The sequence below is a fragment of the Streptomyces sp. NPDC016845 genome, from assembly GCF_044332585.1.
Taxonomy (GTDB): domain Bacteria; phylum Actinomycetota; class Actinomycetes; order Streptomycetales; family Streptomycetaceae; genus Streptomyces.
Genome location: NZ_JBIRPI010000025.1, coordinates 17,681 through 40,181, shown reverse-complemented (window position 1 = coordinate 40,181; position 22,501 = coordinate 17,681). Strand labels below are relative to the sequence as shown.

Here is a 22,501-nt window from a genome sequence, read left to right as displayed (position 1 = left end):
ATGCGGGAGCCCGCGGGCGACGCTTTCAAGCTCTCCTCCGTCCGCCCGAACCGCGCCTCCGCTTACGCTGCCGGTTCGCATCCCGGCACCTTCCGCACCGGGCCCACGGGCGTACTCCAGTCCCTGAGTGCCTCCTTCACCACGCCGCCACCGTTCCGTCACCCGAGCCGACCAGCCGCTGAGCGCGGTAAAACCTGGCTGGACGTGACCGCCACGCCAGTGCGCACGTGCTGACGCAGCACCGCTACAGAGCTGAGCAGGGGCCCGCTCGGCCTGGAACAGGCGGCGAGCCGGTTCAATGCGGTGGGGTTGGGGGAGGCTTGGACGACGTCGCCCCTGCGTTTGATCTCCCGGTTGAGCCGTTCCAGCGGGGTGGTCAATCAGGCCCTTCCAGTGAGCTGCGGGGAAGTCCGCGAATGCCGTGATGTCCGGTGCCGACTCCTGCAGCACCTTCTTCACCTGCGGGAACTGCCGTCGGAGCATGTCGGCGACCACGTTCAGCTGGGTGCGGACGGCCGCGGCGGTGGGTTGCGCGAAGGTGGTGCGGATGCCGGCCGACGGGCTGGGGCACATGGGCGATACCGTGACGTGATGGCGACACCCGACTTCATCCTCGCGCTGCGCAAGAAAATCGGAAGCGATCCGCTGTGGCTGTCAGGCGTGACTGCCGTCGTCATCAGGGACGATGAGGTCCTGTTGGCGAAGCGGTCAGACAACGGCACGTGGACGGCGGTGACGGGGATCATCGACCCGGGAGAGCAGCCGGCGGATGCCGCGGCCCGGGAGGTGCTGGAGGAGACCGGCATCGTGGCGGTTCCGGAGCGACTGGCGATGGTGCACGTCACGGACCCTGTCGTCTATGACAACGGGGACCAGACGCAGTACCTCGACCTGGTGTTCCGCTGTGCCTGGCACTCCGGCGTTCCGCACCCCGCCGACGGCGAGAACATAGCCATCGAGTGGTTCCCGCTGGACGACCTGCCTGCGATGTCGGACGACATGTGCCGACGCATCGCCGCTGCCGTGTCGGGCGAGCCTGCAGCCCAGTACGTTTTCTCTCAGTCTTTGCCCGGCGGAGCCTGAGAACCGGCTCCACCCCACCAGATCGGAAGCGTGGACCAGTCCCTTGTGGGACCAGCGGGGCGGCCTCTCACCGGAAGACCCAGCCCCCCCGGGGTCCCGGCCGACGAAGGTGAGGGCGCGGGCGACCGCCTCGGGGGTGGCGGCCAGTCGCAGCCAGCCGCCCGCCTGGGTGAGGCGGTGGTAGGCGCCTCCCGCTGGCTGTGCTGCACGGAGCTGTACGTCGATCGCGAAGCCGTACGTGGCACCGGAGTGGGAGCTGCCCTGAGCCGCCGTCTGTGCCAGCCCGCCGTCGACGGGGACTGTACGCAACTGGAGTGGCACACCCACGCCGGCCACCATCCAGCCCATGTCCTCTACACCCAGGTCACCGCTTCCGGCCGGCAGGAGAGCGTGGCTCTGTTGATTAACTGCGTCTCTGGTCCACTTTCGTGTGGCCGCCTCACCGACAGTGATGTCAGTGGCATGTGCTGGGATTATCTCGCTCTGTCGGCCGCTTATTGGGAGACCTTATCCATGTCTGCGTACTCGTCGCTGACTCGTGCTCTGGCGGAGGCTTTGGTCGATGTCCTCTGGTTCGTTGAGGGGTGCGAAGACGATCAGATGAATCAGGATGACGCGGTCAAGGTCTTGGAGGGCGTTGCCTACCTGGTGACGCAGTTGTCGAGTGATCAACGAATCGAGCTCATCGACCTGCTGCATTCGATGGCCGAGGAGGAGCCGGATCCATCGCGCCGCGAATTCCTCGAGGGCTTCCCCGCGGGGTTCGGCCTCGTCGAGGAAGACTCCTGACCTGCGCCTTACTGATAGAGCAGATCCCGCTTCCGGAGGAGGTCGAATCCAGCGCGGCCGAACGTCTGGTGCTTGAGCATCTTGATCCGGTTCACATGACTTCGGGCAGTCGGCACGATCCGGCCAACAGCCGCACCATCACCTTCCAGTACATCTTCACCGACTTCGAAACGACCGGCGACACCGGCGCCGCCACCCTCAAGGGCAACCTCCCGCAAAGCTGGCCGGCGCCGCCGCCGTCCGGTACACCCGTGGCGGAGATCCTCCCTCCACCCGCCGCACCTTCGCCCAGCTCAAGACCGAACCGGTGCGCCGGAGAGGTCCGAGGCCGCGTACATCCGTCAGGCGTTCTTCGTGCCCGATGACACCAAGCCGTACTTGGCGGCGAAGAAGGTCCCGGGACAGTCGGCCTCGGACCCGCTGCACCGCACCGTCAACAGCACTGGGCCGAGAGGCGCGCCGCGGCGGTCAAGCAGTGCAAGCGCCACTGGGGGCCAACTCCCGGCGGCAAGCAGTGTGACGATTACCCCTTCGCCGCAAACCCCTTCATTGATGGCATGGACGACGGCTTCACCGTCCAGGTCATCACCTGGGGCCTGTCCCCGAGTGGTGGACACCTCTGATTCCGGCCCCGCCAGGGGCTGGCTAGGAGGCATCTTTTATGGGGATGAAGGTCTACTCGTCCGAGTTCAAGGCGGACGCGGTCGTGCTGTACCTGTCGGATCCGGGCCACACCTTCGAGGGCATCGGCACGGACCTGGGGATCAGCCGCGAGACGCTGCGCAACTGGGTACGGGCCGAACGGGCCCGCCGCGAGGAGCGCGGCACGAGCAACGGCAACACGAAGGACATCCCGGTGGGCGAGGCCACGAAGCAGCAGATGGAGGCCGAGATCGCGGCCTTGCGCGCAGAGCTGAAGCAGGTGCGCAAGGAGAAGGAGAAGCTCGCGGTCGAGCGGGACATCCTGCGCAAGGCGACGAAGTTTTTCGCCGCCGAGATGAACTGGTGAACCGCTGCCGCTTCATCGAGGACCACCACCACGCCTGGGGCGTGCAGCGGTTGTGTCAGGTGCTGGAGGTGGCCCGTTCCAGCTTCTACAAGTGGCGGGCCGGCCGCGCGGCGCGGGCTGCCCGTGAGCGAGACGATGCCGTGCTGGCCGGGCGGATCCGGGCGGTGCACGCGGACTGGGACGGCACCTGGGGCCGACCCCGCATCACGGCCGAACTGCGCGAGGCAGGCATCCGCGTCAACCACAAACGCGTCGGGCGGGTGATGCGCGCGCATGGCATCGCCGGACTGCGGCTGCGCAGGCGCCATGTCACCACGGTGCCCGAACCGTCCGCCGCGGCCCTGCCGGACTTGCTGCGGCGCGACTTCACCGCCGCAGTACCGAACACCAGGTACGTCGGAGACATCACGTATCTGCCGGTAGGCGACGGCGAGTTTTTGTATCTGGCCACCGTCATCGACTGCTTCTCGCGCCGCCTGGTCGGCTGGTCCGTCGCCGACCACATGCGCACCTCGCTGGTCAGTGCCGCTCTCCGGGCCGCCGCAGCCACCCGCGGCAGCCTGGCCGGAGCGGTGTTCCACAGCGATCATGGAGCGCAGTACAAATCGCGTGATTTCGCGGCCCTGTGCGCCGAGTTGGGCGTGGTCCAGTCGACGGGCGCGGTGGGCACGTCGGCGGACAACGCCCTCGCCGAGTCCTTCAACGCGGCCCTCAAGCGCGAAACGCTCCAGGGCGCCCGCCGCTTCGACGGCGCCCGTATCTGCCGGCTGGCCGTCTTCCGGTGGATCGCTCGCTACAACACCCGCCGACGGCACTCGGCCAACGGACAGCAAGCCCCGGTCGTCTACGAGGAGCAGTCGACTACCCTGACACTTGCCGCATAACAACGCGAATGGTGTCCACCCACAAGGGACAAGGCCCAACCTCCGTCACCCCACGTTGTGTCGCCTTCTGCCGCTTGACGCAACATAGGAGCATCCTCAACGTGCACAAGGACCGCCGACTACGGGAGTTCATCGACACGCACGACTGGATCACCTGCTACTTCCTGCCCGCCTACGCACCCGACCTCAACCCCGTGGAGGGCATCTGGTCTTTGCTGCGGCGCAGCAGTCAGGCCAACACCGCCTTCACCGATCCAGACCACCTCATCAGCACGCTCCGACGTGGTCTCCGCCAGATCCAGTACCGCAGCAAGCTCATCAACGGGTGTTTCGCAGAAACGGGACTCACCTTGACGACATCACAGCGACAACGTCAGTAACAGAACCTCACCAGCCGTGTTCAGGCGGGCCGACAACGTCCTTTCCGATCATGCGGGCAAGGTGCCGCGCTCTGTCTTCGTCATCTGGGTAGACGTGGACGTAGACCGTATGGCCTGTCGCCGGTTCCAAGTTGGCGTCGGTGTTGAAGCATGCCTGAACGCCCGTGCGTGCGTACTCCGGCCCGAGGTTGAGTTCCGGCACGGCCGGCCAGCTGAGACCCATCCAGGCAAGCTGGCCCCACACCGCCGGCCGCAGCACCTCTACAGCCCTGGCGAGCACGTCCCCCTTCAGGTCCTCTTCCGCGGCGAGTGCAATCGGCAGCAGTCCAGCCAACACTGCTGAATCAACAGGCAGTTCGACTCCCCGGAAGTCGGAACGCTGATGGGTGTACACCGCCTCGGGAAAGAGTTCGCGGGCCCTCATGACATCGCGAACTTCCTGGAGTTCGGCATCGAGGCCCACCGTATGCTCCTCATGGGTATCTCCACAGCGAACAAGAGAGGAAGCGACAGAAACGATGCTTGCCACATCAGCCGACCGATACACCGGGTAAGCTTGCGTATTACCCATCAGATCCTCACCTTCCACAACGGGTGTCTCTCATTGTTTTCTCTGTGGCGTCGAGTGACGAGCGACGCATTGCAGAGTTCCGTGGCGCCGCCACGCCGTCCGCAGTAGCGATATAGAGCCCGACGCAGAACCACCTCCTGGACGTCAGACACATGGCGTCGGCCTCCTCGGTGCGCGACCGACGGCAAGGACGCCGATCGGCAGTGTGCCCCACGGGGCGAGCTGCAGCAGAGGGCGCAGCGACGCCCGACCATTCTTTCAGGGTGGGGGTTCCTGGCACGGCGCCACGGAGCCACACGGTGCCCCGGGATCGGCCTCCAGGTTCCGGACCGCTCCGCGGCTCGGTAGGGCCGCCTCCGGCGTCCTGAAAGCCCGCCGCGCGGCTCGCGTGCCTGACCAGGACCCCCGGCCCGCCTCGACGTGTCCTTGCCGGGCGCGCCCGGACCGCTGCCTGAAGTGAGCGGTCCGGGCGCCCCTGGCGTCGGTGTGTCATCCGATGGCGGTGCGGTTCTTCCAGTACGAGCGGGCGGTGATGATTTCGGTTCCTGCGCCGGGCAGTTCGTCGGTTTTTCCGGCGTACACCCGGACCGATCCGTCTGCGCGGACGGTCCAGACGTCGGGGACGGAGTCGCCGGTGACGTCGGGGGTGCCGAGGATGTGCGGGATGGAGGCGCGGGACCAGCCGCTGCCGGCGTAGGCGATGTCCGCGCCGCCTGCGGAGTTGGCCCCGGTGGTGAGCGAGTTCAGGTCGACACCCTTGCCGGAGGCGTCGGCGATGCCCTTGCGGAGGCGGAGCGTGGCGTAGGAGTCGGTCCGGTAGATCATGTCGGCGACTTTGTCGCCGGTCACGTCTCCGACGGTGACGATGTCCCGCTCGTCCCAGAGCGTCGCGGTCAGCCGGGTCGCGCTGCTGATCGTGGCCCCGTGGTAGCCGATCAGAGCCCACAGTTCCGTGCCGGCGCGGGCGAGGAAGTCGGTCTTGCCGTCGCCGGTGATGTCACCGGCCGCCATGATCTGGTCCATGGACGCAGGTGACGGGGCGCCGGCCGGAAGGAGGATCTCCCTGCGTTTGTCGACGTTTACCGCGCCGTAGCCGTCGCCGGGGTAGACCCAGAGCTTCCCGCCGACCCTCACCACGAGGTCCTGGAGGCCGTCACCACCGTAGATGTCACCGTTGTGCGTGATCAGGGCGCCCTTGAAGTGTCCGGAGGGGGCGGCGACGAAGGGGGGCAGATCGTCCTCGGAGTTCGGATCCTTGGCGGGATTGGCGCGGTAGGCGCCGGACATGGAGTAGTCGAGGTCACCGCTGGCGCGGGCCAGGTCGGGTGCGGCCTGGGACGGGTAGAGGGCGAGATCGCCCGCCGCGGTCACGACCATGAGGTCGGCGAGGTCGTCGCCGGTGAAGTCGCCGGGGCTGTCGGCTTCGTCACGCGGGCTGACGTAGAAGAAGTACAGGGTTGGTTCGGAGGGGTTGCCGGCAGCGTCGACGGCACGGATGTAGAGGACGTTGGGGCCGGCTGTCGGGGGTTTGGCGCCGGTGATGGCCGTCGCGGTGGTGACCGGGGTCCCGGCGGTACGGCTCTTGGAGAAGGTGTAGTTGGCTGCGTTGAAGCCGTACTCGAAACGGACGGTGTCGGTGGAGCGGGCGTAGACGGTGAAGGAGCCCGCCGTCCCGAACTTCAGCTTCGACCAGTTGGCGTCCTCGGCATCATTGCCGAAACCGTTCTCCGAGCCGTCGGCGTCGGGGAAGTCGGTGGAGGTGACCTTGGGACGTTTGGGTGCGGTGGTGTCCAGGACGAATCGGCAGGGTGTCTTCGCCGGCGAGTAGCCGGACGTGGCGCCCTTGTCATCGACGCTGCGCACCCGCCAGGAGTAGAGGGTGCCGTTGGTCAGTTTGCTGGTGGAGAAGGCGGGCGTGGAGCGCAGGGCGTCGCTGCCGTCACCGCCGGTGGACACCTTGCCCGTGGAGCCGAGCATGTCGCCGGTGGTGCCCCACTTGCCGGTCGGCCACAGGTCGAAGTCGAGGTAGTCGAGGTTGCTGTCCTTGTCCTTGCCTCGCGCGGTGAAGGTGACACTGCCTGCGCCCATGCGCGCGTACGGCGCGGTGGTGGTGCACTTGGCGTCGGGGGACAGGTCGAGGTTGGTGGGAGACGAAGGGCGACGGTTGTAGACCAGTTCGAGCGCTGGGCCGTTGTCGCCGTTGGCCTGGAACTTCTTCCAGGAGTACTGCGACTTCTCGTCCCGGGCGCGCAGGCCGAAGGTGATCTCGGAGCGGCCGAGGTCGGCGTAGTTCTGGGCGGCCTTCTTCACGTCGAAGGTTTCGTAGGCGTCGCGGCAGCCGGTTTTGTAGCCGTGCGCGAAGCTGCGCGTCTGGAGCCTGTTGCCGTCGGTGAGTTTCGGGGCGTTCTTCCAGTTGGTCTTCTTGCTGATCGCTCCGGTGACGTGGACGCTCATCGACCGGGAGCTGCAGGACCAGGAGTAGGTCTCCAGGAGGCGCAGCCTGGCGCTGGTGATCTTCGCTCCCTTGAGGTTTCTGTCGAAGTCCATGTTGAAGAAGGAGCGGGAGGTGCCCCAGGTGTCGGACTCGAAGCCGACGCGGGCCTCGTGGGTGCCGCCCTTGTTGAAGCCCTTGCCGTTGTAGAAGGTGGCGTGGGGGTGCCGGCTGTAGGCGGTCGTCCAGTTGTCCATGTGCTTGGTGACGGACGGGTCCACGAAGACCGGGTAGGTGGTTTCCGGGGCGTTGAGGAAGTCCGGGTCCGGGGTGATGACCCAGTTGGCGCCGGAAAGGTCGGACTCCACGGTGTTGCCCAGGGATTCCGGTGACGGCCCGTCGAGCAGCGGGAGCGAGAGGGTCGCGGCCGATCCCGTCTGGGACGGGCCGGGGGTGGGTTCGGCGGGAGCGGTGGGTGTGGCGGTCTCCGAGGGGATGACTTCGGGGCCGTCGGTGGGTGTCGGAAGGCTCGGGGCTTCGGATTCCGGGTCGGTCTGCTCGTCCGACTCGGTGTCGTTCGTCGCCTCCTCGGTCGGCACCGCTTCCGGTGTCCAGGACTCCGAGTTGCTGGGCTCGGGGCTTTCCGAGCCGGTCGGCTGGGCGGTGGCTCCGGCCTGTCCGTCGGTGACGGCGGGCTGGCCGGTGGAGTCCCACATCAGGGGGGTTCCGGAGCTGGCCACGTCGTCGCCGTAAGAGGTCTGGGCGGTGAGGACGCCGGACAGCGGGTCGAGGCGGAAGGTCAGGTCTTCGGAGCTGATGCCGTAGCTGAGTTTCTGCACCAGTGGGTTGGCCGCGGCTGCCCGGTTCTTCAGGACGAGGATCTGGGCGAAGCCGTCGTTGTCCGCTGTGAGCACCAGGTCCGCACCGGGAAAGATCTCCGGGTACAGGGCCCGGGAGCCGTCGATGACGGGAGCGGGGACCGGTCCCGGCCAGGTGACCTGGATGGCGTACTCACCGGCATCGCCCACATAGAGCGTGACAAGCTCGCTCGCTCCCGCTGCGGTTGCAGCGGGAGCGTCCTTCACCAGTGACACACGCTGCGCCCCGGCTCGGGAGGCGCGCTGCGGGCTCCGCTCGCCTGAGCCCGCGGAGAACACCACCCGGGCGCTGGTGGCCGTGGTCTCCCACCCGGCTTCGCTCCGCCGCAGATCCGTGTCGATCGCGCGCCATTCGCCGTCCTTGCGGACCCGGATCGGCGCGGCGTGGACTCGCGTGGCGAGTTGTCCGTCGGGACGGGCCCAGGTGGTCGAGTGGTCGGTGCGCTCTGCGGTGACCTCGACCTGCTTGCCTGTACGGGCGGCCTGGGTGAAGGCGGTGCTCTCCGCGACCGCCTTCGCCCGCCGCGGCTCGGCCTGCTGCCGTTCGTCGGAGCTGTTGAGGCCGGCATAACCGATGCCGGTCGCTGCGATCGCCGCGGCCAGGGCGAACGCCATGGGGCGCCGTCCGGGTATGCGAAACTGATTGGTTGGCATCGTGAGAGGTCCCTTTCCCCATGCCCGGCGCGACAGATCAACGCGTACGGGCTCCTCCGGAACGATGTGGCCGGCCATGGCAAAGCGGACCGTTCCGTACGGGGGCGCGGGCATGGCAGGGCGAGCTGATGATGACTCATGAGCCGCCTGTCGTCACCCTGTGAATCCTCGCTCCCGCACCTCGGGTCGGGCGGCCTGTCGCCCGACCGGGTGCGCGTTCCGCCGGAGCTGGTGTGACTGCAAGGAGCCGGGAGGGGGCTCATACGGGTACGAAGTCCCCACTTAGGGGCAGCTTTTAGCGCTTATCGACGTGCATAACGCGGCATAGGGCCCAAGGCGCTATCTACAGGTCTTCAAACGGATATCGCCTAGTCGGCAACATCTGTGCATCACCTTTCCGGTACGTGACGTGACGATGATCACTTATGGCCAGAACTTCTGGCGTTTTTTCACACCGCTCTCACAGAATTCGCCCGATCTGTTTCGTCCTGCGCGAGGTCCCTCTCCGACCCCGCTCCAAGTGGTCCGGGGGACCCTCCGTGTTCGGTCGAACTCGCCTTCCTCGCAGCCTGCGCCTGCGCAGAGTTGTCGTTGCCGCCACCGGTGCCGCAGTGCTCGTCGGCCTGCTGCCGGCGACGGCGGTGGCCGTGCCGCCGGTCCCGCTGGTCAACGAGCCGGGGCGCGAGGCCCTGCGCCTTGAGTCGCTCGACACAGTGGTCCCGGCCGACGGCAAGCCGGTCAACCAGGACGTCGAGAGCCTGAAGACCGACATCCCGCAGGACAGACAGGAAGCGCCGCCCGGCACAGCCACGCCACTTCCCGCCTCCAACGGCACCGTCACGTTTCCGTCCGCCGCCGCGCGAAGCCTGTCCGGCGCAGAGCCTCGGCTCGCGGCCGAGGTACCGGTCACGCTCGCCCCGGCCGAGGGGCAGCCCACCCCCACCGGCGGGTGGGGCGTGAGCGTGGATGCCCGCACCGACGTCACCACGCAGGGCGTGGACGGCGCCGTCATCCGCGTCGACCCACCGGACACCGGAGCGGTGCCGGTCTCACTCTCACTGAACTACGGAAGCTTCGAGAACCTTTACGGCGCCGACTGGGGCTCCCGGCTGCGTCTGGTCCAGTTCCCCGCGTGCTACCTGGCCACCCCCGACGTCGAGGAATGCCAGGCGTACACGGAGCTGGAGACGGTCAACGACCCGGACACCAACACGGTCTCCGCGACCATCGACCCGGCCGCCGACGACAGCGTCGACGCGACATCCGAAGGCACCTCCGCACAGTCGGCTGGCTCCCGCCCCCTGAACGCGAAAGGTCTCCTGAGCGCGGCGGGCAACGGCGACTCCACCGTGATCGGCGCCGTCGACTCCGGAACCGGCCCCGGCGGCTCGTTCAAGGCGACCCCCTTCGCCGCAACCGGCTCCTGGTCACACTCCGGCAACTCCGGCGCCTTCGTCTGGTCCTACCCCCTGACCGTTCCCGCGCCCCCGGCCGGCCCCGTTCCGACCGTCGCGCTCACCTACAACTCGCAGTCCGTGGACGGCCGCACCGGCGTCTCCTCCCCGCAAGCCTCGTGGATCGGGGAGGGCTGGGAGTACGACCCCGGCCACATCGAGCGCCGCTACCGCAGCTGCAAGGACGACCGGAAGACCCTTGACGCCGGGGCCCCCAACAACACCGCCAAGTCCAACAAGACCTCCGACCTGTGCTGGGTCTCGCACAACGCGGTGATGTCCCTCGCCGGCCGGACCACCCAGCTGGTCCGCGTCGGCACCACCAACACCTACCGCCCCGCGTCCGACGACGGCACCCGGATCACACTCAAGACCGGTGCGGCAAACGGCGACAACGACGGCGAGTACTGGGAGGTGACCACCACCGACGGAACCGTGTACACCTTCGGCCGTCATGAGGTCGGCGGCGGTCACGCCGACACCAACTCGGTCTCCACGGTCCCCGTCTTCGGCAACCACCCCAGCGAACCCTGCCACGCCACCACCTTCGCCGACTCCCGCTGCGGAGCGGGCAAGCAGCAGGCCTGGCGCTGGGGCCTGGACAAGGTCACCGACGTCCACGGCAACGTGATGGTCGTCAACTGGAAGCAGGAGACGAACTACTACGCCGTCCGCGACAAGCGCAAGACACCGGAAGCCTACGAGCGCTTCGCCTACCCCACCGTCATCGACTACGGCATGCGCTCGGACAACCTGTCCAAGCCTGCCGCGCAGATCAGCTTCGGCGTCAAGCAGCGCTGCCTGAAGTCCACCACCGCCTGCGACGCGGCGAACTTCGCCAAGACCGACGACCCCGGCGCCTACCGCCCCTGGTGGGACACCCCCGGCAACCTCAACTGCAAATCGACCTCCAAGCTCTGCCCCGGCTTCCCGTCCTTCTGGACGCAGATGCGCCTGGACACCATCACCACCCTCGGCGCGCGTCCCGGCGTGACCGGGCTGGGCAAGGTCGATGTCTACGCCCTCCACCAGTCCTTCCCCGCCGACTGGTACGACACCTCACCAGGGCTCTGGCTCAACTCCATCACCCGTACCGGATACGGCCCCGGCGACACCACCGGCACCGTCCAGTCCAAGGACGGCGTGAGCTTCGGCGAGTACCGCGTCGGTTCCACCTCGCCGCTCGGGTCCCGCCTGCGTGACCGCCAGCTCCCCAACCTCGTCCGCAGCGGCCCCAAGGACCAGCGCCCCGCCTTCACCCGCCCCCGCATCGGCACCGTCGCCACCGAAGCCGGCGCCGACATCGAGGTCGAATACACCGGCGGCTGTGCCGCCCCGCCCTCCGAGGACAAGGAGAAGGCGAACACAACCTGCTACCCCGTCCGCTGGTCCCCGGACGGCGAGGAGCGCACCCCGCCCAAGCAGTGGTTCAACAAGTACGTCGTCGCCTCCGTCGCGGAGAGAGACAAGGTCACCAACCACGGCGTGCCGATCGTCACCAAGTACAAGTACACCGGCCCTGCCTGGGCCAAGTCCGACGACGAGTTCCAGCGACCCGCCCTGCGCACGTACAGCGACTGGCAGGGCTACCGCCAGGTCGCCGTGGCCAAGGGCAGCAAGACCACTTCCAGCAATACCGGCAACGACGATCCGCAGTCACAGTCGTACTCCGAGACCCGCTACTTCCTCGGCACCGGCGGCGAACTCAAGGACACCACCGACACGTACACCCTGGTCAGCGACGATGGCCCCCAGTACGCGGGCCAGGTCGCCGAGGTGCTCACCTACAAGGACTCGGACAAGCAACTCCTCAAGCGCACCCTGAACTTCCCCTGGTCCAAGCAGACCGCCTCCCGCACCCGGGAGGCCGAGGACAGCTCGGCCATGGAACCGCTCCTCGCCCACCGCGTCGGAATCAAACGCACCGACGACATCCAGGTCCTCAACGACGGATGGCAGTCCAAGCGCATCCTCACCACCGTCGACGACACCTACGGCCTGCCCACCGAGACCGAGAGCTTCGTCGTCAAGCCCGACGGCACCAGCGGCGAAACACGCTCCGAGCAGGAATGCACCCGCAACACCTACGTCCACAACACCGACACACACCTGATCGGCCTGATCTCCCAGACCAGGACGATCGCCGTGCCCTGCGCCCAGTACACCGGCGCGAACTACGCCACGCAGCTGCTGAAATCGGTCCGCACCAGCTACGACAACCTCGCCTACGCCGCCACGCCGCTCAAGGGCTCGCCCACCTCCGTCGCCGAGTCCAACGGCGAGGGCGACGCGCACAGCGTCGTCACCAACACCACCTACGACCCGCTCGGCCGCATCCGCAAGGTCACCAGGCCCGATCAGGGCACCACCGAGAACGTCTACACGCCGGCCGACACCGGCGGCCCGCTCACCGGCCTGAAGACCGTCAACGCCCTCGGGCACGCCACCACGACCACCTTCGACCCCGGACGCTCGCTCCCCCTCACCGTCACCGACCCCAACGGCCGCGTCACCCGGTACGAGTACGACAACCTCGGCCGCCTGACCAAGGGCTGGTCCCCGACCCGCTCCAGCGGCACCCAGACACCCGACGTCCAGATCAGCTACCAGCAGGCCAGCGCCACCCCCTCCAGGACCAGCCCCGTAGCCGTCACCACGAAGACGATCAAGGACGACGGCGGCTACGCCTCCTCGGTCACCATCTACGACGGCCTGCTCCGCCCGGTCCAGACCCAGAGCGAGGCCCACGGCCCCGGCCGCATCATCACCGACACCTCCTACGACGACCAGGGCCGGACCAGCGTCGTCACCAGCGGCTACCTCGCCGCGGACCAGCCGGCCACCACACTGTTCCAACCCAAGTCCACGAGACTGATCCCCAGCTACGTCAGGACCCAGTACGACGGCATGGGGCGCACCGTCCGGCAAGCGACCTATCACGCCGGTGACTTCAAGTACGAGACCTTCACCTCGTACGGCCCGAACACTGTGCACGTGGACCCTCCGGGCAACACGACCCCGGCGACGTGGACGACCACGGACGCCCTCGGCCGGGTCACCGAGATCGAGCAGTACACCGACGCCGGCCAGTCGACCACCCGGTCGACCCGCTACGCCTACGACGTCCGGGGCAACCGCTCGGAAGTCACCGACCCAGACGGCAACAAGTGGACGTACAAGTACGACGTACGCGGCCGCGTGATCGAGTCCACCGACCCAGACACCGGCACCACCAAGACAACCGCGTACGACGACGCCGACCGCCCTCTCACCACGCAAGACGCCAACCAGAAGTACCTGCACACGACCTACGACGCGCTCGGACGAGTGACGGCCGTCCGCGAGGGTTCGGCCACGGCCGACCCGATCAAGTCCTTCACCTTCGACGCCGTAGGCGCCCTCGGCATGCCGGCCGCGGCGATCCGCCACACGGCGGACGGCGACTACGTCACCAAGATCACCGGCTACACCACCGACTACCAGCCCACCGGCCGGGACATCACCATCCCCGCCAACACCAAGACCACCGGGCTCTCAGGTACCTACTCATACGCCTACAGCTACACGCCCACCGGCAAGCCCCTCTCGGTGACCTACCCGTCGAAGGGCGGCATCGCCGCCGAGAAGGTGGTCACCCGCTACAACGAGGACGGCCTGCCCGAATCCACGGCCGGCTCCAGCTGGTACACCGCTGACGTCACCTACTCCCCGTTCGGCGACGTCCTGCGCACCGTGTCCGGCTCCCAGCCCTATCGCGTGTGGACCACCAACTTCATCGACCCGCACACCGGACGCCTCCAGCGCACCGTCGCCGACCGCGAGACCGCCTCACCCCACCGCATCACCGACAGCTACTACGCGTACGACGCCTCCGGCACGATCACCTCGAACGCCCGCAAGCTGAGCGAAGCCTCGGGCTCCACCTGGGACACGCAGTGCTACACCTACGACGCCCTGGGCGAGCTCGTCCACGCATGGACCTCCAACATCGCTCCCACCGGCACGGGCAACGGATGCAAGACCGCCAACGGTGCCACCTTCGGCTACCGCACCGACTACGCCGACTCGTCCGGCCCCGTCGCCGATGCTCCTGACGCGGAGACCGACGCCACCAGCCCGGACGCCTCACTGGCCAAAACGCTCGCCGCAGCCGCCCCGGCCACCGGCACGGTGGCGACCTCCGCCACCGCCTACCGCCAGGCCTTCACCTACGACTGGATCGGCAACCGCTCCACTCTCACCGAACACAACGTCACCGATCCCACCAAGAACATCACCTATCGCTCCAATTACGGCACCACCATCACCGGAAACGGCGCGATCGAACCGGTCACGACCCAGCCACACACCCTGGCCTGGGTCTCCACCACCCCCACCGGCGCCGGCAGCGCCTACGTCTACGACCTGGCCGGCAACACCAGGACACGCGACCTGGCCAGCGACACCCAGAGTCTGACCTGGAACGCCGAGAACAAGCCGGCCACCGTCACCGCCGACGCCACCACCATCAACTACACCTACGACACCGGCGGCCAACGCCTCCTGGAGAACTCCAGCGAAGGTTCCACCCTCTACCTTCCCGGCGGCGAACTCACCACCGACAGCACCGGAAGAATCACCAAGGCAACCCGCAACTACGCCCACCCCGGCGCCCCCACAGTCGTCCGCACCTCCAACGGCTCCAGCACTGGCCACACCCTCAACGTCCAACTCACCGACCATCTGGGCACCGCCAACACCACCATCCAGATGGCCGCGAACCAGCCGGTGACCAGGCGCGCCTTCAAACCCTTCGGTGAGGCCCGCGGCCCCAAGCCGACCTCCTGGCCGGACAGGCGCAGCTACCTGGGTACCGGCATCGACGACAGCGCCATAGGCCTGACGCACATCGGCGCACGCGAGTACGACCAGGCCAACGGCCGCTTCCTCAGCGCGGATCCGCTCCTGGACATCACCGACCCGCTGCAGATGAACGGCTACTCCTACGCCCGCAACAGCCCCCTCAGCACCAGCGACCCGGACGGCATGAAGCCGGTCAGCAACTGCTACCGGGGCTGCGAAGACGGCGACACCACCTACCGGGACTGGATGGTCCCGAACGACGACGGCACATGGGGCTACCGCTACGAGAGCTCCGTCTACACCTACAACTCGCAAGGCGACGTCCAAAGCGTCAACCGAACCGGCAGCTACCACCCGCCACTTGGCACGACGACCGTCGTCAAGCGGTACAACAACAAGCCTCAGACGAACACGCTCAAATTCATCGCCTCCCTCGTCATCCCCGACGTCGAGGCATGGAAAAAGGTGCTCAGCGGAGAGGCAAACGGCTGGGACTACCTCGGCGTCGCCTCGGACCTCCCCTTCACAAAGGTCCTGAAACTGGTCCCTGGATCGGTCGTGAAGAAGGGCAAGAAGGCAGTCCAAGGGTGGCTCGAGAATTTTTCCAAGGGATGTAAGTGCTTCCTCGCCGGCACCGAAGTACTTATGGCCGACGGCGGAACCAAGGACATCGAAAAAATCAAGGTCGGCGACGAAGTTGTCGCCACAGACCCTGAAACCGGGGGGACCCGCCATCGGAAAGTCACCCGCCTGATCGTCACCGAAGACGACAAGCACTTCAACGAACTCACGATCGAAACTCCCGACGGCCCCAAGAAGCTCACCGCCACCCACGAGCATCCGTTCTGGGTTCCCGAGGTCGGTGCCTGGGTCGAGGCCCGCAAGCTCGCCGCCGGCACGACACTCAGAACCCCCGACGGCACCACCGTCCGCATTATCAGCAACCGGGCATACACCAAACACGCTCGTACATACAACCTCACAGTCGAGGATCTGCACACGTACTATGTGCTGGCGGGGGAGGCGCCGGTTCTCGTACATAACGCAGATGAAGACGATCTGTGCAAGCTCACTCTCGGCCCCAACTTGAGAGGGCAGACAGCGGAAGGGATTACCGCTGAGCGTGGCGACACTGTGCTCGCCCACGAGAAAAGGATTATTAACGAGTTCGGGGATCGAAATGGTTGCGCTGCTTGTGGTGCCAAAAAGTCGGGCTGGAGTGATGGTCACTGGACTGGCGACCACAACCCGCCGTACAAGCTCTCCCTGAATGGTCCTTGGACTCTCTATCCGCACTGTAAGGCATGCTCCAGGCAGCAGGGCGGAATCGTACGAACGCTAGGCAAGGACTATTATGACTTCCCGGTGTGGAAGCCGAGACAGTAGGTGGATATAGTGATGCTCTTCGCCTCATGCACGACAAAATTCGCACATGGCCTAGTCGTTGCTGCCGCGCCGGGGAGTACGGACAGCCACCCAGGCTGGGACGCGGCTACTGATGTAGTGCACGGGGGCCCGGATTCTCTGTTCATTGCCGTGCAGCAAGCGGATAGCGGCCCTGCGTCAGTTCAGTGTGTGCAAGGTCCTTACCAGCCGAGTGAAAAGGTCCTTGTGTACTCGGGGAATTTGACTCTCCCCAAGGCGTCCCTCGAAATTTCGGACCCGAATGAATCGGTGAGAATGCTGATTCCCATCCCAAACGTGGAGAGCCGGGTCGACGTTTATGGAGACGGCACTGATGAGCCTGACGAGGTGATCATCGTTCTGACGGGCGACGAGTCTTGGTGATGCACCAATTTCGACGCAAGGGATTTCCCCGTAATGGGCGACGCAAAGGGCCCTGATTGCTGCGTGACGCGCCTTGTTTTCGCGTAGCGGAGAAGGATCCTCCAAAGCGTAGGAAGCTCCGCCGTATAGTATTTTGGCGGGGCTTCCCGGCCCATCCCCGGGTCCGCTTCGTCCCCGAGGACGCAGCACGGTAGGCGGCCGGACGATGCTGAGCAGCACCATCGGCCCCGCTTTGCGATGGGCGGGCGTCTGGAACCCGTCCCACTTGGGTGTGGCTCCCCTCCAGTGAGCCTTTCTGATCTGTGCCGTTGCTGATCGCGTTGGTTTGCCGGATCGTCGTGTCCAAGGTCGGGATCTTGGGGGTAACGATGGTTTCGTGGCTGAAGGAGCTGAATCGACGCGAGGCTTGCGCACGGCACCAGATTTCGGAACTGCGGCAGCAGATCGCGGAGTTGACGGCGCGGCTGGCTGAGCAGGGGTCCGTTGTGTCCCGCTTGGAGATCACGTGGGAGACGATGACGGAGATTCTTTCTGGGGACGGCACGGAAGAGCCGGAGGAGGCGGAAGGGGTGGCGGCGGTGCCGGATCCGGAGGCGTTCGAGGTCGGTTCGCCGGTCGGGGTGCGGCTGGTGCCGTCGTGGTCCGAGCAGCTGGGGATGGAAGCACTGCCGCAGGGGTACGCGGACATCGTGGAGGTGCTCGCCGATGCGGTGCATCCGCTGAGGGCCCATCAGCTGTGTTCCGTGCTGGGGCTGTCGACGGACAAGTCCAAGGTGGAGGGCTTCCGTTCGAAGCTGAAGCGGCTCACCGAACGGGGCTGGATCGCGGAGGTCTCACCCGGGTTGTTCGCGCCCGGGACGCTGAGCCGGCGACGGGGCGTGCGCCGGTGCACGGCCACGGCTCCGCCGCTGTATCGCGCGCCGGTGAGCAGGAGGGCTCCCGCTCCTAGTGTCGAGGGTGACGAAACCATCCGACCCGCAGGATCGAGAGCCCGAATGGAAGGCTACGAGCATGCCGCGATGGCTGACCCCTTTGCCCGCGCGGTTTCTTTCTTCATGCAACTCATTGCCGATCTCTCCGGCCCCGACACGCTGTCACTGCCCCACCAGGTCGTGGAGGAGACCGCCGCCAAGCAGGGCCGGGAGCTGGCCCGACTGCTGCTGCAAGCCCACCTCGACCTGCGCGCGCACCGCGAGGAGACCCGGCTGAGGAAGCTGGATGGGACCGCTCGCGCGGCCTTGGCTGACGGACGCACCCGCCTGGAGTGCGGACACCACCGAGAGCTGGCCACGGTCGTCGGCACGGTAACCGTGGCCAGGTGCGCGCTCAGGTCGCCGGGCCGGCCCAACGCCTATCCGGCCGACGCGGTCCTCGGCCTGCCGCGCGAGCGGCACAGTCTGGGAGTGCGGAAGCTGGCCGTGCTCGAGGCGGTGCGCGGCTCCTACGACACCGCGCTCGAGGCGGTCACCCGCGCCTGCGGGAAGGTGGCCGGCAAGCGCCAGCTCGAACATCTCGTGCGGGCGGCCGCGGTGGACGTGGCTGCCTTCTACGCCGCCCGCACCCCGCAGCCGGCGAGCGCGTCCACACTGCTCGTGCTCTCCGCGGACGGCAAGGGAATCGTGATGAGGCCCGCTCACCTGCGCGAGGCCACCCGCAAAGCGGCCGAACGCGCGAGGCGGACCTTCCGCACCCGCCTGGCCACCGGCGAGAAGACCGGGCGCAAAAGGATGGCGACGCTGGCCGCCGTCTATGACGCCGAGGCGGCCGTGCGCCGCCCGCACGACATCATCGCCCCGCCCGGCGGTCGCAGCGACACGCGCACGCCCCGGCCCGGGCCGAAGGCCCGGGCGAAGTGGCTGACCGGATCCATCGAGCACGACCCCGACCACGTGATCGCCGCCGCCTTCGACCAGGCCGCCGCCCGCGACCCGCAACACCAGAGGTGCTGGGTGGTCCTCATCGACGGCGCCCGCCACCAGCGCGAGGTGATCCAGGCCGAAGCCGCACGTCGCGACCTGCGCATCCACATCGTCCTCGACATCGTCCACGTGATCGAGAAGTTGTGGGCCGCGGCCCGCTGCTTCTACCCCGCCACCGACCCGGACGCCGAGCACTGGATCGCCGCCAAGGCAGCCCGCATCCTGCGCGGATGCGCAGACCGGGCCGCTGACGAGATCCGTGCCGAGGCCGACGACCGCCACCTGGCAGCCGAGGACCGCACCGGCGTCGACAAGGTGTGTCAATACCTCCACCACAACGCCGACTTCATCCACTACGAGAAGGCCCTCGCCTCCGGCTGGCCGATTGCCAGCGGCGTCATCGAGGGCGCAGCCCGCCACCTGATAGCGGACAGGTTGGATATCACGGGCAGCAGATGGAGCGTTCCCGGCGCCGAAGCCGTCCTCCTCGTTCGCGTCGTCCAGGCGAACGGAGACATGCCCCAGTACTGGGACTTCCATCTGCACGCCGAACAGCACCGACTCCACCCCGCCGCTGACAAGGTGAACTACAAACTCACGGCCTGATCGACAACCTCACTCACGGAGAGCTACACCCTTCGAAAATCACCTCTCCTGCGGTCCCGGGTCTGCCGGAACGTCAGCCGCTCCACCGGCAGGCAAAGGCGATGCAACTCCTTCACCTCCGTGGGGGAGACACGCAGGGAGACGCGGGACGCTGCGATGAAGATGATCGCTTCGCGGCAGTAGCCCTGCTCGCCGAGCAGGCAGGCCTCGAACCTCACCGCCCGACTCGAAAACGCGCGCCTGTTCGCGCTCCCGGCGGCCACTGAAGTCCGGGGCGAGAAGACTCGCCACGGAACCGATCACATGGTCAAGCACTCCGGCCCTCTCCTCCGTCCGCGAAGCATGGAGCCGCCCGGGCGCCTGAGGCAGGGCCCTGACGGCCCGCGGAACCGGCGACCTAAAAAAGCGCCGGTCGCGCGCAGTTATTGTCCGTCAATACCTGGGGGTGTCCGGAGGGGCCTAGCGGACAAGAGCGTGAATTGCGGCCGCGAAGTTGAACACGGCCGGAATGACGAAAACACCCCCGGCCACGATGTATTCGGTTCCGGCGGCGCGGCGCAGGCGGCTGGCCGGCGGCGGCGGAACCAGCTGATTCCCCACCTGGACCGTCTCGGTCTGGGCAATCAGGCTGCGACCCGTGCGGCGTTGCCTACGCCCCCACCCGATGAAGAAGAAGGCGCACGCTGCGGTGAAGGCGGCGAGCTGCAGGTGCTCGCCCGGCGAGTCGGCGGCAGCAAGCATCATGGTTGCGTATGGCACAGGAACGTCCCCCCAAGTGATCAGTATGAAGGGGTGACAGCGGCCACTTCCTTCCCCGCGTACGGCCAGTGAGGTGTCACGCTCTGTGAGGAATGCCTGGGTCTCTACGCTGCTCCCTCGGTAGAGGGGGGGAGATCGTTCAAGCGGTCGATGTCAGGCCGATGCCACCGATGCGACGTTCAGAACATGACCGTTGATCTACGGATGATGAAGGCGTCCTGGCGCACGTGGGGGCAGCAGGGGCCCCGACGGGGGCGCTGGGTCGCGATGTTCTGGGCGGTGGTGTATGCCGGATTCGGCCTGATCTGTGCGTTGACGGGGACTCCACTGTTCGACTCCGGCGGCAACATGGGGTCTCCACGTCGGGTTGGGCAGTCATGGCAGTGGGGATACTGGCGGCGCTGACCTGTGCGGCGGCGTCGCGATACGGGCTGCGGCCTGCGCTGCGAACGTCGCTGTGGACGGTGTGCGGCCTGGCCGGCCTCGCCGCGTTCGGCCTGCTCATGGATGTGATCACGCTCATGTTCGGTGAGGGCGTGGACAGTTGGCCCGCAGCTGCGAACCATACGCTGGCGGCGACCGGGGGGCTCTTGCTCGCAGCCACCGTCCGCTCTGGGCAGCGCCCGACTGTCGAGGCTGCCGCCCTGGCGGCCTCTGCCGCACCCCGGCCGGTTCAGCTCGCCGCCCGGGCCGGCACGGCGGCCTTTCTCCCGTACGCGGCGATGAAACAGGTCTGGGCCTTCGGCGGCACCTTCGCCGGTACATCCGGCGCGGAGATGCGCGCGGCCTCCGAGCGCAATGGCGCCTCGCAGATCTGGCTCACCTTGGAGTCCTGGGGCCTGGACGGCACCATGCTGTTGGCCGCACTCGGCATCTTCCTGCTGTGGGGCCTCGTTCGCCCCTGGGGTCAGGTCTTCCCGCGCTGGACGCTGTTCCTCCGCGGTCGACGCGTCCCGCGCTGGCTCCCTCTGACCCCGGCCCTGATCGGCGCCGCCACCCTCGCCCCGTACGGTGTGCTCGGCCTCGGCTATATGGCGCTGGCCACGATGCACGTGGTGACGATACGGAACGGCGATTTCCACCTTCCGGACGACGCACTCGTGGTCGGCTGGATCGGCCTGGCCGCGTTCGCCGTGTACGGATACGCGTTGGTTGTGGCAGCCCGCTCGTATTGGTTGCGGACCTGCCGATTGCCTCACAGGTAATGACACTGCGTGACCGGCTGCGGCCAGATGACTCCCCGCTAACTGGCCGCGGGCGGGGAATCTGAACGGCTCCCCCAAGATTTCCGTGAAGGCGATCACGAGGCTGTTGTCCCGGTGACTCTGTGTGTCCGTCGGCTGTCGGCCACGAGGAGCACGCGTTTCCTGAGCAAGGAGAAGCCCGCCCGCCCCGCCATCTGCCTCTTGATCGATTTCAGGTCCGTAACACGGCCCTCGACAATGCCCGAATTGAACGGGCTGGACAGCCCTTGGACGACGGCGTCGAGATCGCTGCGGAGGTTGCGGGCGAAGCCGCGGATCATGGAGAGTTCGGCGTCTTCGGCCCGGTCGATCCAGCCGGGCAGTTCCCGGACGCCGTCCAGCCGGTCCATGATCTTGGCGAACTCGCGGACGTGGCCGGCGGTGTCGGCCAGTTCCGGGCATTGGTCCAGAAGTTGCTGAAGGCGAAGGGACTCCTCGCTGGTCAGGCCGTCAGGGTGCCGGGTGAACCAGGTGGTGGCCTGGCGCACGGTCGGCGCCTCGGGTAGGCCGCCCCGTGGCGGGTCGGTGCCGCGCAGAGGTTCCAGCCAGCGGCGCACGCTGCGGGCGCTGCCCAGGTAGCCGAGCTCGCGCAACTCGAGGTGGAGCCTCCTGCTGCCGGTGCAGCCTTCGTTCCACCGCTGGTTGAGGTAGGGGGTGTAGCAGGCCAGCCCACGGCGGCCGCGGCGCGGATAGTTGGAGATCATGTCGTCGGCGGTGGCGGCCTGGGCGTAACGGCGTACCGTTTTGCGATCCAGGCCGAATTGGGCGGCGATGCGCTCGATGCCGACGCCCTTGTCATACAGGGCGTGGACCTCGGCGTGCCGGCGTCGGGTCTGCGCGGCCTGCACTCCCTCCGGCCTGGATTCTTTGACCGGAGGGGCCTGGATTTCGCTCGACGGTTTCAGACAGTCGCGGTGGGCGCCGACGGCCTTCTCGACGGCGTCGCACAGGTTCTTCCAGACACATGCCAGCGATCCGCGATCTGGACGGCGTCCGGGGCCGCGGCAGAGGCGGCCGAAGCGTACGCACCGGCCCGGTCGCGGCAGATCGCCTCGATGCCCTCGCGGGCGGCAAGCCAGTGGGCAAAGGTGTCCGCCTCCCGGTCTTCCAGCAGGTCAACGGGGGCTCCGGTTTCGCAGTCGACCAACACACTGCCGTACAAGCTCCACCTCGCCCCGCGTCGAGGCCGCGATGCACAACATGCCGCCCT

The 22,501-nt window shown here is 67.2% G+C and carries 12 protein-coding genes and 2 pseudogenes; 7 read left to right on the top strand and 7 right to left on the bottom strand.

Features of this window, described 5'->3' with window-relative positions; genetic code table 11:
* Positions 1–284: 284 nt before the first annotated feature.
* Positions 285–600 (bottom strand): annotated as a pseudogene (locus tag ACH4RC_RS36310) (transposase); the annotation flags it as partial.
* Between ACH4RC_RS36310 and ACH4RC_RS36305 the strand changes: the two are divergent.
* From ACH4RC_RS36305 to ACH4RC_RS36290, 4 genes and pseudogenes are all read left to right on the top strand, one after another.
* A complete protein-coding gene (locus ACH4RC_RS36305; protein WP_398208448.1) occupies positions 592–1,083 on the top strand; it encodes an NUDIX hydrolase in 492 nt (163 codons plus the stop codon). The pseudogene ACH4RC_RS36310 and the gene ACH4RC_RS36305 sit on opposite strands and share 9 nt — an antisense overlap.
* A 177-nt stretch (positions 1,084–1,260) precedes the next feature.
* Positions 1,261–1,872, top strand: coding sequence for a hypothetical protein (locus ACH4RC_RS36300; protein WP_398208447.1), 612 nt, complete (start codon positions 1,261–1,263; stop codon positions 1,870–1,872).
* A 661-nt stretch (positions 1,873–2,533) separates the two neighbouring features.
* A protein-coding gene (locus tag ACH4RC_RS36295) for an IS3 family transposase (RefSeq protein WP_398208446.1) occupies positions 2,534–3,765 on the top strand; the annotation gives its coding sequence in 2 pieces (ribosomal slippage) (positions 2,534–2,855 and positions 2,855–3,765; 1,233 coding nt in all).
* A gap of 95 nt (positions 3,766–3,860) precedes the next feature.
* Positions 3,861–4,145, top strand: a pseudogene (locus tag ACH4RC_RS36290) (transposase); the annotation flags it as partial.
* A gap of 7 nt (positions 4,146–4,152) precedes the next feature.
* Here the strand turns inward: ACH4RC_RS36290 and ACH4RC_RS36285 are convergent.
* A complete protein-coding gene (locus tag ACH4RC_RS36285; protein WP_398208445.1) occupies positions 4,153–4,608 on the bottom strand; it encodes a hypothetical protein in 456 nt (151 codons plus the stop codon).
* Between the two features lie 597 nt (positions 4,609–5,205).
* Entirely contained in the window at positions 5,206–8,640 is a 3,435-nt protein-coding gene (locus ACH4RC_RS36280; protein WP_398208443.1) for a DNRLRE domain-containing protein, read from the bottom strand.
* Between the two features lie 578 nt (positions 8,641–9,218).
* Between ACH4RC_RS36280 and ACH4RC_RS36275 the strand changes: the two genes are divergently transcribed.
* Both ACH4RC_RS36275 and ACH4RC_RS36270 read left to right on the top strand, forming a co-directional pair.
* On the top strand, positions 9,219–16,361 hold the full coding sequence (locus ACH4RC_RS36275) for a polymorphic toxin-type HINT domain-containing protein (protein ID WP_398208441.1): 7,143 nt from the start codon (positions 9,219–9,221) through the stop codon (positions 16,359–16,361).
* 1,397 nt (positions 16,362–17,758) lie between these two features.
* Positions 17,759–19,288, top strand: a complete 1,530-nt coding sequence (locus ACH4RC_RS36270) for an ISKra4 family transposase (RefSeq protein WP_398208510.1) — start codon at positions 17,759–17,761, stop codon at positions 19,286–19,288.
* A gap of 23 nt (positions 19,289–19,311) precedes the next feature.
* On the opposite strand, the gene ACH4RC_RS36265 is transcribed toward ACH4RC_RS36270, so the two are convergent.
* Both ACH4RC_RS36265 and ACH4RC_RS36260 read right to left on the bottom strand, forming a co-directional pair.
* Complete coding sequence (locus ACH4RC_RS36265) at positions 19,312–19,506, bottom strand: hypothetical protein (RefSeq protein ID WP_398208440.1); 195 nt, start codon at positions 19,504–19,506, stop codon at positions 19,312–19,314.
* Between the two features lie 241 nt (positions 19,507–19,747).
* Positions 19,748–20,032, bottom strand: coding sequence for a hypothetical protein (locus ACH4RC_RS36260; protein ID WP_398208438.1), 285 nt, complete (start codon positions 20,030–20,032; stop codon positions 19,748–19,750).
* 392 nt (positions 20,033–20,424) lie between these two features.
* Between ACH4RC_RS36260 and ACH4RC_RS36255 the strand changes: the two genes are divergently transcribed.
* Complete coding sequence (locus ACH4RC_RS36255) at positions 20,425–21,252, top strand: hypothetical protein (protein WP_398208437.1); 828 nt, start codon at positions 20,425–20,427, stop codon at positions 21,250–21,252.
* A gap of 95 nt (positions 21,253–21,347) precedes the next feature.
* Here ACH4RC_RS36255 and ACH4RC_RS36250 read toward each other — a convergent pair whose 3' ends face one another.
* Together ACH4RC_RS36250 and ACH4RC_RS36245 are read right to left on the bottom strand one after the other, a co-directional pair.
* Positions 21,348–22,139: a transposase gene (locus ACH4RC_RS36250; RefSeq protein ID WP_398208436.1), complete on the bottom strand. Its 792-nt coding sequence runs from the start codon at positions 22,137–22,139 to the stop codon at positions 21,348–21,350.
* 53 nt (positions 22,140–22,192) lie between these two features.
* Positions 22,193–22,441 (bottom strand): transposase, encoded by a 249-nt coding sequence (locus ACH4RC_RS36245; protein WP_398208508.1) that lies wholly within the window; start codon positions 22,439–22,441, stop codon positions 22,193–22,195.
* Between the last annotated feature and the right edge of the window lie 60 nt (positions 22,442–22,501).

Coding starts and splice junctions, on each gene's coding strand:
- ACH4RC_RS36305 (WP_398208448.1), top strand. CDS start 592: ATGGCGACACCCGACTTCATCCTCGCGCTGCGCAAGAAAATCGGAAGC.
- ACH4RC_RS36255 (WP_398208437.1), top strand. CDS start 20,425: ATGGCAGTGGGGATACTGGCGGCGCTGACCTGTGCGGCGGCGTCGCGA.
- ACH4RC_RS36280 (WP_398208443.1), bottom strand. CDS start 8,640: ATGGCGTTCGCCCTGGCCGCGGCGATCGCAGCGACCGGCATCGGTTAT.
- ACH4RC_RS36260 (WP_398208438.1), bottom strand. CDS start 20,032: ATGATGCTTGCTGCCGCCGACTCGCCGGGCGAGCACCTGCAGCTCGCC.
- ACH4RC_RS36270 (WP_398208510.1), top strand. CDS start 17,759: ATGGAAGGCTACGAGCATGCCGCGATGGCTGACCCCTTTGCCCGCGCG.